The 11,312-nt window shown below is 69.9% G+C and carries 12 protein-coding genes and 3 tRNA genes; 6 read left to right on the top strand and 9 right to left on the bottom strand.

Annotated elements, in window-relative coordinates; translation table 11 throughout:
• Positions 1 to 5 precede the first annotated feature (5 nt).
• Positions 6 to 224, bottom strand: coding sequence for a hypothetical protein (locus F8566_RS02745; RefSeq protein ID WP_151557564.1), 219 nt, complete (start codon positions 222 to 224; stop codon positions 6 to 8).
• Between the two features lie 1,040 nt (positions 225 to 1,264).
• Between F8566_RS02745 and F8566_RS52810 the strand changes: the two genes are divergently transcribed.
• The gene (locus F8566_RS52810; protein ID WP_151557959.1) at positions 1,265 to 1,381 is read left to right on the top strand and encodes a hypothetical protein; all 117 of its coding nucleotides are present in this window, start codon (positions 1,265 to 1,267) and stop codon (positions 1,379 to 1,381) included.
• Here F8566_RS52810 and F8566_RS02735 read toward each other — a convergent pair.
• Both F8566_RS02735 and F8566_RS52805 read right to left on the bottom strand, forming a co-directional pair.
• On the bottom strand, positions 1,332 to 1,607 hold the full coding sequence (locus F8566_RS02735) for a hypothetical protein (RefSeq protein WP_151557562.1): 276 nt from the start codon (positions 1,605 to 1,607) through the stop codon (positions 1,332 to 1,334). The genes F8566_RS52810 and F8566_RS02735 overlap by 50 nt on opposite strands.
• Positions 1,608 to 1,623: 16 nt before the next feature.
• Entirely contained in the window at positions 1,624 to 1,695 is a 72-nt protein-coding gene (locus F8566_RS52805) for a hypothetical protein (RefSeq protein ID WP_404800258.1), read from the bottom strand.
• A 199-nt stretch (positions 1,696 to 1,894) separates the two neighbouring features.
• Between F8566_RS52805 and F8566_RS02725 the strand changes: the two genes are divergently transcribed.
• A complete protein-coding gene (locus F8566_RS02725; RefSeq protein ID WP_225992791.1) occupies positions 1,895 to 2,191 on the top strand; it encodes a polyphosphate kinase 2 family protein in 297 nt (98 codons plus the stop codon).
• 209 nt (positions 2,192 to 2,400) lie between these two features.
• Here F8566_RS02725 and F8566_RS02720 read toward each other — a convergent pair whose 3' ends face one another.
• The 5 genes from F8566_RS02720 to F8566_RS02700 form a co-directional block, all read right to left on the bottom strand.
• Positions 2,401 to 3,264, bottom strand: coding sequence for a universal stress protein (locus F8566_RS02720; protein WP_151557558.1), 864 nt, complete (start codon positions 3,262 to 3,264; stop codon positions 2,401 to 2,403).
• Between the two features lie 20 nt (positions 3,265 to 3,284).
• On the bottom strand, positions 3,285 to 4,139 hold the full coding sequence (locus F8566_RS02715; RefSeq protein WP_151557556.1) for a universal stress protein: 855 nt from the start codon (positions 4,137 to 4,139) through the stop codon (positions 3,285 to 3,287).
• Between the two features lie 231 nt (positions 4,140 to 4,370).
• A tRNA-Thr gene (locus F8566_RS02710) sits at positions 4,371 to 4,447 on the bottom strand.
• A gap of 4 nt (positions 4,448 to 4,451) precedes the next feature.
• A tRNA-Phe gene (locus F8566_RS02705) sits at positions 4,452 to 4,523 on the bottom strand.
• A gap of 4 nt (positions 4,524 to 4,527) precedes the next feature.
• Positions 4,528 to 4,598: transfer RNA gene (locus tag F8566_RS02700), tRNA-Gln, on the bottom strand.
• A 149-nt stretch (positions 4,599 to 4,747) separates the two neighbouring features.
• Between F8566_RS02700 and F8566_RS02695 the strand changes: the two genes are divergently transcribed.
• The 4 genes from F8566_RS02695 to F8566_RS02680 all read left to right on the top strand — a co-directional run bounded on the left by F8566_RS02695 (position 4,748) and on the right by F8566_RS02680 (position 8,555).
• Positions 4,748 to 5,524 carry an SDR family oxidoreductase gene (locus F8566_RS02695; RefSeq protein ID WP_151557554.1) on the top strand — a complete coding sequence of 259 codons (777 nt, stop codon included), beginning with the start codon at positions 4,748 to 4,750 and terminating at the stop codon, positions 5,522 to 5,524.
• Between the two features lie 7 nt (positions 5,525 to 5,531).
• The gene (locus F8566_RS02690) at positions 5,532 to 7,355 is read left to right on the top strand and encodes a ferritin-like domain-containing protein (RefSeq protein ID WP_151557552.1); all 1,824 of its coding nucleotides are present in this window, start codon (positions 5,532 to 5,534) and stop codon (positions 7,353 to 7,355) included.
• A gap of 82 nt (positions 7,356 to 7,437) precedes the next feature.
• Positions 7,438 to 8,148 (top strand): alpha/beta fold hydrolase, encoded by a 711-nt coding sequence (locus tag F8566_RS02685; protein WP_151557550.1) that lies wholly within the window; start codon positions 7,438 to 7,440, stop codon positions 8,146 to 8,148.
• 134 nt (positions 8,149 to 8,282) lie between these two features.
• On the top strand, positions 8,283 to 8,555 hold the full coding sequence (locus tag F8566_RS02680; RefSeq protein ID WP_151557548.1) for a helix-turn-helix domain-containing protein: 273 nt from the start codon (positions 8,283 to 8,285) through the stop codon (positions 8,553 to 8,555).
• Here F8566_RS02680 and F8566_RS02675 read toward each other — a convergent pair.
• A complete protein-coding gene (locus F8566_RS02675) occupies positions 8,533 to 11,238 on the bottom strand; it encodes a helix-turn-helix transcriptional regulator (RefSeq protein ID WP_264159279.1) in 2,706 nt (901 codons plus the stop codon). The genes F8566_RS02680 and F8566_RS02675 overlap by 23 nt on opposite strands.
• Positions 11,239 to 11,312 lie beyond the last annotated feature (74 nt).

The following is an 11,312-nucleotide window of genomic DNA, read 5'->3' as shown; positions in this document are numbered from 1 at the left end:
GCTGGTCAGGGTGCAGAGTTGGGCAGAGGGCCGCCGGTTCGCCGCAGGCCGGATGGCGCAGGTGTCAGCCGGATCCCGGCGATACTGACAACGCCAGCTCCGACCAGCAAGACGCCGTAGGCCACGTTCACCGCCGCGCGCGGCACATCGAGCACGACCTCGTAACGTTGCCAGTCGGCGGTACCACGTACTGGACGATCGCCCATGTTGTCGAACGCCAACATGGGCGGCCGACTGGCGGGGTCTTCTTGCGGGCCATCCACTCGGGCCCAAAGGCCAGCCCAACTGGCCACATCGACGGGACGGAGCCACGCGGTAAGCCGGCACCCAGTGGCCTGAAAGGGGGCTGGCGGCACGTCACGCATCAGCGTCCCGAATCCGTGCGGCGACTCGACCGCGCACCTGAGGTTCACCACCCGCAGTTCGCGCCAGCGCTCCGGCGCCGGCTCGACCGTATACTCCTCACGTCGATCCCCGGCGATAAACCAATGGCCCATCGTCACCGCCTCCGCCCACAACCAGGCGCTCGCCCTCGATCGTAATCGAGGGCCCGGCCGTGGACGGGAGTGGCAGAACGGTCGTCGATGCCCTCGCGGATAGCGAACGACTCGCAGAGGCGTTGAAACCTCAGCTACCACGGCTCACCCCGACGGTCACATCGCTGGTCCATGACCAGGACTCCAGTCCTCGGATCGGGCAAAGGTTTGCAAGCCTCGCCCTCCGCGATGGCGAAACGGGCGACACTCGACCCGTCATATGGCCTGCGAAGGCGACAGATGCCCGAGAGCCGAAAGCAGCCCGGCGCGGTTGCGAAGGCCAAGACGCCCTGTCGAAGCGGCCTCTGAGCATGAACAGCGCTAAGGCCATTACGACTCAGGCTGTCAACGGGGTCTGCGACCATGCGTCTGCGGTGGCGCACAGGTCGCCGGAACCACCGACCAGACCCAGCTGGACCTGGTCTGGATCGTCCGCACCACCCCGACACTGCCGCCCGTTCGTCGTCGGCTCCCGTCTCCCGCTCGATGGCCCAAGGCGATCGAGGCGATCGAGGCGATCGGCCGCCGCTACGAAGAGACATATGACGGCTGGGGCCGCACCGATTCCATCCCGCGCCTGCACTGCTGCCTGACGCCCAGAGGGCAGGTCAGCGCCGACGCCGTCGAATTCCTTGATCAGCCCCGCGCCCTAAACCTTGTGTTGTGGCCTTGCGAGCTCGCACAATCCATAGCCGAGGACGGCGTTCAGCTTCAATGCCAACAAGCTCATCACCACCAGCAGCGGCGCGATCGTCACCGACGACCCGCGCACCGCCGAACGCGCCCGCTACCTGATCAACCAGGCGCGGGGTGGCCGAGCAGATGCACCGGGCAAATCGCGGTGACTGCGCGGCCGGTGGTGGTGTCGACCATGGCGCCGCTGACTCGGCGGCACCGCTGGGTGAGGAAGCCTTCGACGGCGGCCGGGTCCAGCTGCCAGTAGAGCGGCTTCAGTACCTCGCTTGCGATCTCGATCTCGCGTCGTCGGTCACGCGCCAGGTCCTCGGCTGCGGCGAGCATCGTGTTCGCCGCACCGGTCAGCACCTCGACAGTGGCGGGCGGCCGGAACATCGGTGGGGGTGTATTGCTAGCAATCCACCGCATGGACGATGGGCAACAGCCGCCGCAAGCGGGCCGCCTCGTCCGCGGCCCATTCCACGGCCTTGTCGGCCGCGGGAGAGCCGTCGATGCCGACAACGATCGGTTCGGACGTGTCCTCTCAGCTCCTCAAGCGTCCCGGCTGGAACCGCGGTAGCTCCATGACGGTCCCTCTCAGGCTCGTTCCGCCGCGCTGACTGCCCTAGGGCCGAAGGTCCCACCGGCCGAGGGATACTGCTCTGCCTGCACGGAGGGTCATTTTGGGCTTCTCAGAGATCGACCTTGAGTCGATCACCACCGGGGAGGACTACTCCCGCGCTAGGGACGAAATGATGCTGCACACTGACATTCCCGAGGCGCCGTGGCACGTCGTCGAGAGCGAGGACAAGCGACGGGCGCGGATCAACATGATCGCCCACCTCCTGTCCGCCATCCCCTACCAGGCCGTCGAACACGAGCCGATCCGCTTCCCGGACCGCCCGCCACCGCGAGGCTACGGACGCTCACCGCGCGACATGCACACCTACGTCCCCGACCACTCCGCCGCCCTTACCTGACCGACAGACGGAGGACCACCTACGGCGGCGCCACCCTCCACACGTTCCACTGTGCGCCCCGTACGGCACACCATGTCCGATTGCCTGGTCCCGATCGCGCCTCTCCCAGCACCGTCCGCACTGATTGGAGACGAGCCCACCGGGGTCATGCATCAGGGAGCCGCCCAAGGGCGGCGGACATGGCGCTGAGATCCTGTTCCCCCGGCGAGTCAGGCCTGCTCGTGGCTGCGGGCTACGGCGACTGGGCAGTGGGCGTGGTGGAGGACACCGTGGCTCACCGATCCGAGCCGAGGCACTTCGAACCACTTGTGATCATGGGTGCCGACCACGACCAGGGCGGCACGGCGGGACGCCTCGCACAGGGCCGTAACCGGATGCCCCTGGACGATGTCTTCGATCACTTGGACGTCGGGGTATCGCTCGCGCCAGGGCGCCTGGGCTCGTGCCGACCGTTCACGAACCTCTTCAGCCACCTTGTCGAAGTCGAGCGAGTAGCCGGTGGCCACGAGGATGGCTGGCTCCTGCCAGGCGTGCACGATGCGGAGGGTCGCTCCGCGCAGAGACGCGACCTCGAACGCATAGCCGAGCACCTCCGCTGGATCCTCGGCGAAGCCGAGACCAACAACGATCTCGCCGGCCTCCGGTACCGCGTCACCCCGTACGACCACGACCGGTCCATCCGCGTGGCCGGCCATCCACAACCCCACTGAGCCGAGCAGCAGGCTCTTGAAGCCGCCCAAGCCACGGTGGCCGAGGACGAGTTCGAACGCTCGCGCGGATTGGTCGACCAGTGCGGGGCCCGTGGTGTTCGCGACCAGTTCGGTGGTCACGGCAATGCCCGCCTGCCGGGCATTGGCCGTCTTCTCCGCCGCAGTGAGGATTCTCTGCCCGGCCTCCGCCAGGGACTTGCCCATCTCGGGCGCGACGAGCAAGGGATAGCTGTAGGGCGCGGGCTCGACAGCGTGCACGATGTGCAGGGGCCTGTCGCGGAGCGCGGCCTCGTCGCAGGCCCATTCGACGGCGCGGTCGGCGCAGGTTGAGCCGTCGGTGCCGACGACGATCGGGGCGGTCATGTGATCTGGTTCCTCTCGGGTCAGCGGTCGGTTGAACGCGGCGCGCGGGCGACGGCGACGGGGCAGTGGCTGTGATGCACGATGCCGTGGCTCACGGAGCCGAGCCGAGGGGCGTGCAGGCCGGCGTGACTGCCGACGACGAGGAGACCCACCTGCCGTGAGACCTCCGCCAACGCCGCCACCGGATGGTCCCGGATGATCTCCTCGACGACGTCGACGTCGGGAAAGCGCCTGCGCCATGGAGCGTGAGCCTCGATGACCTGCCACCGCACGCTTTCCTCCAGCTCGCGCAGACTGATGGGCTCACCGCTCCGTTGCAGCCGGTCGGGAATCTGGTAGGCACGAACGACCCGGAGCCTGGCTCCCCGCAGCGAGGCCGCCTCGAACGCGTACTCCAGGGCCGCTGAGTCGCCGGCATCACCAATGCCGACCGCGACCTCCGAACGGCCGGTCTCACCGCGGACGATCACCACCGGCCCAGCCGCCCGTTCGGCCATCCGCAGCCCGACCGAGCCGAGCAGGAGGCTCGCGAAACCACCCAGCCCGCGGTGCCCGACCACGGTCTCGAACGCCCGCGCGGAACGATCACACAGCACCGGCACGGTCCCGGCAGCGACCACTTCGGAGGTCACGTGCACACCGGGCTGCCTGGCACCGGCGAGTTTCTCCGCAGCGTCGATGACCTGCTGTCCCGCCCGAGCCTCCGCCTCACGCTCGTCCCGCGGCGGATACAGCGGGATGTCATACGGCCTGCGCGCCACGGTGTGCACGATGTGCAAAGAACGGTTGCGGCGAGCGGCCTCGTCCGCGGCCCACTCGACCGCGCGATCGGCATGCCGCGAACCGTCGGCGCCGACAATGATCGGTTCAGTCACGTTCCGTCCCTGAGTCGTCCGGCGTCCTGCGGCTCACCGGGGCTGTGCCTCCAGCCTCCATGCCGCCCACTCACCGATCACCAGGCGAACGTCCCCGAACCGTAGGGACCTTGGCCCCCTCCCCACACGACCGATACTCCGTCGCGGTAGGGCCGATGGCGACGCGGAGCGCCTCCCGGAGACCTTCCAGAGCAACTCCGCTGGTACACGCGGACAGCCGCGCGGGGGTTCTGGAGCCTTCGGCCGGGGTCGAACCGGCGGCCTCCCCTTTACGAGAGGGGTGCTCTGGCCTGCTGAGCTACGAAGGCGGAGTGGCCCCTCGAGGAATCGAACCTCGGCCTCCTGGGCTTCGACCAAGCGCTCTTCCGCCTGAGCTAAAGGGCCATCGCTGAGGAACCAGGATTCGAACCTGAATCGCCGCGTCCAGAGCGCGGTGTGCTGCCGTTGCACCATTCCCCATCGGTGACTCCATGGAAGCTCATCGGGCTGGTTGGGGACAAAGGGTTTTCCAGGCCGCTTTCGTCGGGGCTGTCACAGAGTTGAGGGGTGTCCGGTCTTAGCTGGCGACCGGGCGGCCACCGATGCCCCGGCGAACAGGAAGGCCTGTCATGAAGATCGTGGTTATCGGCGGTACCGGCCTGATCGGGTCGAAGCTCGTGACCGGGCTCGGCGAGCACGGCCACGAGGCGGTGGCGGCGGCGCCAAACACCGGGGTCAACACGCTCACCGGGGAAGGACTGGCCGAGGTCCTGGCCGGCGCGTCCGTGGTGATCGACGTGTCCAACTCCCCGTCCTTCGAGGACGCGGCGGTGCTGGACTTCTTCGAGACCTCCACGCGCAATCTGCTGGCCGCGGGGAAGGCGGCCGGGGTGAACCACCACGTCGCGCTGTCGGTGGTGGGGACCGAGGGGCGGCCCGACATCGGCTACTTCCGGGCGAAGATCGCTCAGGAGAGGCTGATCAAGGACTCGTCGATCCCGTTCTCGATCGTGCACGCGACGCAGTTCTTCGAGTTCGCCCGGAGGATCGCCGACGGAGCCACGGACGGCGACACGGTGCGGATGCCTCCGGTGCTGTTCCAGCCCATCGCGGGCGACGAGGTCGCCCAGGTGGTCGGCAGGACCGCGGTGGGGTCGCCGCTGAACGGGCCGGTCGAGATCGCCGGCCCCGAGCGGTTCCGGATGGACGAGTTCTTCCGCGACGCCCTGACGGCCTGGGGTGACCCGCGCGAGGTGGTCACCGACCCGCACGCGCACTATTTCGGAGCCGAGCTGCAGGAGCGCAACCTCGTGCCGGGCGATGGCGCGATTCTCGGCGAGATCAAGTACGCCGACTGGCTGGCGAGCGGCGCCGGCGAACAGCGCCCTCTTCGAAAGTCGAAGTGAGACACCAATGAATCACCCAGCTCAGCAGCAGCATGCCCAGGGGCCCGCCGCGCCGGCGCGGATCGCCACGGTCGACGATCTCCGGGAGCACCTGCAGTGGGCGGTCGAGCTGGAGCACGCGACCCTGCCGCCGTACCTGTGCGCGCTCTATTCGCTCGTTCCGGAACGCAATCCCGAAGCCGTTGAGGTGGTGGCCGGTGTCTTCGTCGAAGAGATGATCCACCTGGCGCTGGCCGCGAACCTGCTCAACGCCGTCGGCGGGCGGCCGCGGCTGGACACGCCACGGATGTTGCCGCCGCATCCTCGGCGGCTGCCTCACGGTGACCCCTCCCTGGAGTTGTCGCTGCTCCCGTTCGGCGCGGAGGCACTCGACATGTTCCTCCGGCTCGAACGACCGGCGCCGGCGGGCGCTCCGGCGGAGGGCGACGGCTACGAGACGATCGGGCAGTTCTACGCCGCGATCGAGGACGGACTGCGCCACCTGTGCGACCGGCTCGGCGAGCGGGCGGTCTTCCGCGGCGATCCGGCTCGACAGGTGCACGCCGGCCACTTCCGGAACACCGCCGGCCGGTTGATCGCGGTCGACGACCTTGCGTCGGCGCTGCAGGCGCTGGAGGAGATCGTCGAGCAGGGCGAGGGCCTGAGCCGTGGCGAGGTCTGGGACGGGGACCGGGACGTCCACCATCCTGGTCGTGACGAGGTCGCGCACTTCTACCGCTTCCAGGAGCTGAGGGCTGGACGGCGCTACCAGCGCGGTGACACCCCGAAGTCCGGGCCCACGGGCGAGGCCATCCGCGTGGACCCCGCCGGCGTCCGCCCGATGAGGCGCAACCCGCGACTCGCCGATCATGCTCCGGGCAGCGCGATCCGCACGGCCCAGGAAGAGTTCAACCACTCCTACTGCGCCGTCCTGCATCTGCTCGAGCAGGCGTTCAACGGCAGCCCGAGGTTGCTCGCGGTCGCCACCGGCACCATGTACGGGCTCAAGGCGCAAGCTCAGGCCCTCATGCGGATGCCCGACGAAGACGGCACGACGGCCGGCCCCACCTTCGAGTACGTCCCGCCCGAGCTCCGCCGGTGGAGCGCCGGCGATGGGCGCCGGATCGCCGTGCTCCCCGACGGCCCCTACCTCGTGTACGGAGGGGTCCCGCTCAAGCGCAAACGCAAGATCGTCTCTGCGGAGGACAATGCCCTGACCTGGCAGACCGGCGACACCCTGGCGACCGAGGACACCTACGCGCTGTGCCGCTGCGGCCGGTCGGGCACGAAGCCGTTCTGCGACGGTACGCACGCCGTCGCCGGATTCGACGGCACCGAGTCCGCCGACCTCCGGCCGTACAAGGAACTGCAGCACGTCCACGACGGGGTGGGCATCTCAGCCCAGCGGGTCGGCGAGCTGTGCATCCACGCGGCCTTCTGCATCGGACGCACCAGGCCGATCGCCGGCATGCTCGCCGACACCGGCGACAGCGACGTGCGCTCCAACGTCATGGGACGGATCGACCACTGCCCCTCCGGGTCGTACAGCTACGCCCTGGAACGTGGCGGCGACCCGATCGAGCCCGACCTCCCGCAGGCCATCTCGGTCCTCGAGGAAGAGAACGGCCTGGCCAGCGCGCTGTGGGTCACCGGCGGCGTGCCGGTGCTGCGCGCGGACGGCCAGCCGCTGGAGACCCGCAACCGGATGACGCTCTGCCGCTGCGGCCACTCGTCCGGCAAACCGCTGTGCGACGGAACCCACCGAAAGATCAACTTCCGCGAAGACGAGCCGGGCCTCGCAACCGGCCCGGTCGATGACGGGATCACCACGGAGAAGGAAAGGACACCATGAGCACGCCCATCCTGGAGCCTGCGGCGCAGGAGTTCGCCGACGGCCCGCATCTGGCCGCCCTGCACACCTGAAAGGCACACCGATGAGCACCACCGAACAGCCCGTCGTCGTCCTCGTCCACGGTGCCTTCGCCGAATCGGCGAGCTGGAACCGCGTCATCCAGCGCCTGCGCGCCCGCGGACTCCCCGCGGTCGCCGTGGCGAACCCTCTGCGCAGCCTGGCGGACGACGCCGCGTACGTCCGCGACGTGATCAACGGCATCGGCCGGCCGGTCGTCCTCGTCGGCCACTCCTACGGCGGGATGGTGATCAGCCAGGCGGCGGCCGGCAACCCGGCCGTCCGTTCCCTGGTCTACGTCGCCGCCTTCGCCCCGGAACCCGGCGAGAGCGCGCTGCTCCTGTCCGGCAAGTTCGAAGGCAGCACACTGGGCGGCGCGCTGGTCGCCTATCCGGTCGCCTCCGGTGGCAACGAGTTCCGCATCGCCGAGGAGAAGTACCATCACCAGTTCTGCGCCGACCTGGACGCCGGCGAGGCCGCCCTGATGGCCGCGACCCAGCGGCCTGTGACCGAGCGGGCGCTGACCGACGAGCTGAGCGTGAACGAGGCCGCATGGCGCACCACACCGTCGTGGTTCGTCTTCGGGGAGAGCGATCTCAACATCCCGGTCGCCGCGCTGCGGTTCATGGCCGAACGAGCCTCCTCGCGAGGGACCCGCGAGATCGCCGGTGCCTCTCACGCGATCGCGTCGTCCCAGCCCGACGCCGTCGCCGCCGCCATTCTCGACGCGATCTGACGGACGCGGTCGCTCACCTCGTCCCCGGGTCCCACTAGGGACATCACGGATGCGAACGCGGCGCGGCACGTGGACCCTGTCCGCATGCGCCCGCACCTCTCCGTGTGGGCAGAAGAGGAAGGGGCCGGCGGGCAATGGCCGATCTGGACTACAGGTGGCGTCTTCGCGAGGTCATGGCGGAGCACGGCATGTTCTCCACGACGGAGCTGCGGCCCCTGCTGGCCGCTCGCGGTGTCGACCTGTCGCCCAGCCAGGTGTACCGGCTCGTGGTCGACAAGCCGGAACGGCTGAACCTGCGCACGCTGATGGCGTTGCTGGACATCCTCGACTGTGCGATGGACGACCTGATCGAACCGTCCGCCGCACGGCGACGTGATGGGGCTTTCAGAGCTGGTGGCGTGAGGTGATGCCGAGTTTCGTGAAGACCTTGCGCAGGTGGTATTCGACGGTGCGGGGGCTGACGTACAGGCGTTCGGCGATCTCCTTGTTGGTCAGGCCGGTGCGGGCCAGCCTGGCGATCTGCGCCTCCTGCGGGGTGAGCTGCTCGGTGGTCTCGACGTTCCGCTTCCGGGCGGTCTCCCCGGTGGCCTGGAGCTCGCGTGCGGCGCGGCCGGCGAAGGCCTTCATGCCGATCTCGGTGAACAGGTCGAAGGCGGTGCGGAGGTTGTCGCGGGCCTCGACGCGGCGGCGTTCGCGGCGGAGCCATTCGCCGTAGAGCAGGTGGGCGCGGGCGAGGTCGACGCGCATCCGGGTACGGCCGAGCCGGTCGATCGCCTCGCGGTGGAGGCGGTCGGCCTCCTCGCCTTCGCTGAGCAGCGCCCGGCAGCGGGCCTCGAGGCCGAGACCCCAGTCCATGCCGCCCGCCCGGGTGGACAGGGAGAGCCGTTCCAGCGTTCGGGACGCCAGTTCGTGCCGGCCGGTGCGCGCGGCGGCCTCGATGAGTTCGAGGGGCGCCCAGAGGACTCCGCAGCCGCTCGGCGCCCGGTGGTCCACGCTGGCCTGCAGGACGGCTTCCAAGGCCTTCTCGTACTGGCCGAGCCCGTTGTAGAGGACGGACCGGACCCAGTGGCTGATCTCCAGCGTCCTCCCCTCCCCGCGGACCGCTCCTTCCTTCGCGATGATCTCGGCGAGTTGCTCGGCCTCCTCCGCGTCCCCCCGCCATGCCGCGAGGCCGAGGTCGCCGCCCCTCTGGACCATGGCTCCGGAGGTGGTCCAGACGTCGGCGGCGACCGCGTTCGCCTTCGCCTCCTCATTCAGGGTCTCGGCCTCAGCCAGGTCCCCCTCGAAAAGCCGCATCATCGTGGACATGCTGAGCACCAAGGGCAACAGGGCGAAGGCGCCAGAGTCGCGGACCAGGCGCAGGGAGTGCCGGGTCAGTTCGCGGCAGGCCTCGTCGTCCCACAGGGCCATGGTGAAGAAGTTGAGGAACCAGAGCCAGCGGAGTTGTTCGCCGGGGGCGATCTCCTCGCTCATGGCCGCGTCCACGGCACGCCGCAGGGCCGGCTCGGCTGTCAGAGTGTCCCGCGTGTAGAGGAGGGACAGGGCGTCGAGGACGAGATCCGTGACGCGGGGGACGCCGGGTGCGGGAGGCGCCTCACGGGCGGCCGCCGCGACCTCGGTGATGCCGTCCCAGCTGGGCAGGACCCCGATCGCCACCTGCAGCGCCTGCAGATAGGTGTCGCGGGACAGGTCGACGTCGAGTGGTTCGAGCTGCTTGGCGGCCTTGAGCAGGATCGCCGGAGCGGATGTGCCGCGGTTCGAGGTCAGGGCGATCTCGGCGCGCAGGGATTCGACCTTGGCCCGGCGCAGTTCGTCCGGTGGCCCGCTCTCGGCCGCCGCCAGCAGCGCCAGTGCGGACTCGGGCGCACCGGCCAGGTGCTTGGCCCGGGCGGCGTCCAGCGCGCGTTCGGCCCGGCGCCGGGCATCGGGAGTGAGCCCGACCGCCCGTTCAAGGAAAGCCGCCGCGGCGGCCAGACCACCACGGGCCAGGGCGCGCCCGGCGGAACGTTCGAGCTCGGTGGCGATGCCCTCGTCAGGGTGAGCGGCGCTGTGGGCGCGGTGCCAGGCCCGCCGGTCGGGGTCGGTGGTGGCGTCGGTCGCCTCCGCCAGCGCCCGGTGGGCCTGTCTGCGCTCCCTCGGGACGGCCGCGTTGTACACCGCGGAGCGCACCAGCGGATGCCGGAAACGCACCCGGTCGCTGAAGTCGATCAGTTCGTCGGCGTCGTCGACCACCGTGGCGTCGACGCCGAGCACGCCGGCGGCACGCCACAGCAGAGCCGTATCGCCGAGGGGTTCGGCGGCGGCCAGCAGGAGCATCATCCGCCCGTCGGCCGGCAGGCCGTTCAGCCGGCGCTGGAAACCGTCCTCGAGGCGGCCTGACAGCGACTGCCCGGTCGCCGCCGCCACGAATCCGCCTGCGGACGCGGCCCTGGGCAGTTCGAGCAGGGCGAGCGGGTTCCCGCGCGACTCGTACAGGATGCGGTCACGCACCTCTTCGTCCAGTGGCCCGGGGACCACCCGGCTGACGAGTGTCCGCGCATCGGCGTCCCGCAGTCCGCCGATCTCCATCACCGGCAGGCCCGGCAACACGTCGGCCTCGCCGGAATCACGGACGGCGAAGACGCAGGCCACGGATTCGGCCATGAGGCGGCGAGCCACGAAGGTCAGGACCTGCGCCGAGGCGCGGTCGAGCCACTGGGCGTCGTCGATCACGCACACGAGCGGACGCTCGTCGGCGGCCTGAGCCAGGAGGTTGAGCACGGCGAGGCTGATGAGGAACTGGTCGGGAGGAGGGCCGGCGCGCACCCCGAACGCCGTGCCGAGCGCGTCACGCTGCGGCTCGGGCAGGGAATCCAGGAGGTCCAGCAGCGGCACGCACAGCTGGTGAACGGCCGCGAAGGCCAGTTCCATCTCCGACTGGACGCCTGTGGCGGCCAGGACCCGGCACCCGGAGGCCCTCGCGACCAGGTGATCCAGCAGCGCCGACTTGCCGATCCCGGCCTCGCCGCGCAGCACCAGCACCCGGCTCTCGCCGCCGCGGACGTCCGCAAGCAGCCGGTCGAGCGTCTCGCACTCAGCCTCTCTGCCCACCAGCGCACTGCTGACTGGCGCACTGCTGACTGGCGCACTGCCCACCGGCGCACTGCCCACCGGTGGCCCCGGCC

The organism is Actinomadura rudentiformis (assembly GCF_008923185.1).
In the GTDB taxonomy this organism is placed as follows: domain Bacteria; phylum Actinomycetota; class Actinomycetes; order Streptosporangiales; family Streptosporangiaceae; genus Spirillospora; species Spirillospora rudentiformis.
This window is presented reverse-complemented; position numbering and strand designations above follow the sequence as displayed.